Raw genomic sequence first — 1,670 nt, forward strand, 5'->3', positions numbered from 1 at the left:
GGGCGCCTTCAACACCTTTGACTCTCATTCCACCACGGAATTCAAACAAAACGGTTTTACCGTATCCATCGGCAACGGCTTCCTCCAATCCGTCCAGGGTACCTATGACACCATTGACCGGAGTCAAGACATCCAGGATGACCGGTTAAAAGCCCTTTATGGCCTCAAAGCCTACCGGTCAGGGGAAAAGGCTTACGATGGAATCCAAGAAGCCCGCCAAAACGCCGAAAAGAGCGATATCGGCAGCAGCTTCAACGTCACAGCTGGCTTTAGCAGCAGCAAACAAAAAACCGAAGCCACCGCCAGCGCCGCTACAGTCCGCGGCAGCAGCCTGACCTCCTCCGGGGATATCAACCTCATCGCCACCGGCAGCGGCCAAACCGATTCAATCGGAAAAGCCGCCGATGGCGATCTGAATATCCTTGGGTCTTCGATCAACGGCAACAACGTCTACCTTTCCGCCGCCCGAGATGTCAATCTCAAAGCCCAGGCTAATACTACCGATTCCATCATGAAATCAAGCGGCAGCTCCTACGGCTTTGGCGCTAGCTTCAGCTTGGGCAAAGAACTCGGTATGGGCTACTACCTGGAAGGTAACAAAAGCAGCGGCAATTCAGAAGAACATGCCATAAACTGGACGGAAACCATGGTCACCGGCAATACTAACCTCAGCATTATCTCCGGCCGGGATACCAACCTGATCGGCGCTCAGGCCCATGGCGACAGCATCAATATGAATGTAGGCCGGAACCTGAATTTGGAAAGCTTGCAGGATAGGGAGACCTACAGGGAGAAAAATAAATCAGCAGGCGGTTCCCTCAGCTACAGCAGCGCCAAAGGAGTCGGAGGAAAAGCCTCGACCTATGAGAGAAACATTAAGTCCAACTATAGCAGTGTCAATGAACAGACAGGAATCTTTGCCGGTGACGGAGGATTTGATATCTATGTGGAAGGCAACACCGATCTGAAAGGCGCCGTCATTGCCAGCAAGGCCAGTGCGGATAAAAACAGACTGTCAACCGGAACGCTTACATTCTCCGATATCACCAATCGGTCCGAATATAGCGCCAGCAGCGCAGGAATTACAATAGAGAAAGACATTCGTCCAAAGGGCAGCCCTGAATTCGGCGACAGCAAAGAAAGCACCACCCAGTCAGCCATAGCGTCAGAGGCAATAGAGATTCGCAGTGATGAAAATAAACCGGCTGATGAGAAAACCGATCTTTCCAAACTCAGCCGTGACACCGACAATGCCCATCAACCCCTCGATAATATCTTTGACAAGGTTGCCGTCTCGGAAAAACTGGAAATGAGAGAAATCATTGTTGATGAGCTTGTGGACCAAGTCTATAAGGAAATAGAACGGAAAAAAGTAGCGGAAGAAGCAGCAAACGAGAAAGACGTGGAAGAAGCGAAAAAAGAGGAGAAAGTAGAAACCGCAGAAGAGAAGATAGAGAAAAAGAAGGAGGAAATCGCACAGAAATTAGTCGAGTTAGAAGGGCAACTAGAAGGGATCAATGATGCTCAAAAAGTACAGTACCTTCTGCAGCAGATGGAATTTAATATCGGTCAAAGTGGCGTAGATGGCGATCTTGGTGTTATGTCCACTTCAAGCTTGATTATTTTCCAACATAGAACGGAGGGGGATATCACCGGAACCGTGGATCAGG

At 49.6% G+C, this 1,670-nt stretch carries 1 protein-coding gene; it reads left to right on the top strand.

Features of this window, described 5'->3' with window-relative positions:
• On the top strand, window positions 1-1,670 hold a 1,670-nt coding region (locus tag ALO_RS16175; RefSeq protein WP_004098006.1), incomplete at both ends, for a hemagglutinin repeat-containing protein.

Source organism: Acetonema longum DSM 6540 (assembly GCF_000219125.1).
Lineage (GTDB): Bacteria > Bacillota > Negativicutes > Sporomusales > Acetonemataceae > Acetonema > Acetonema longum.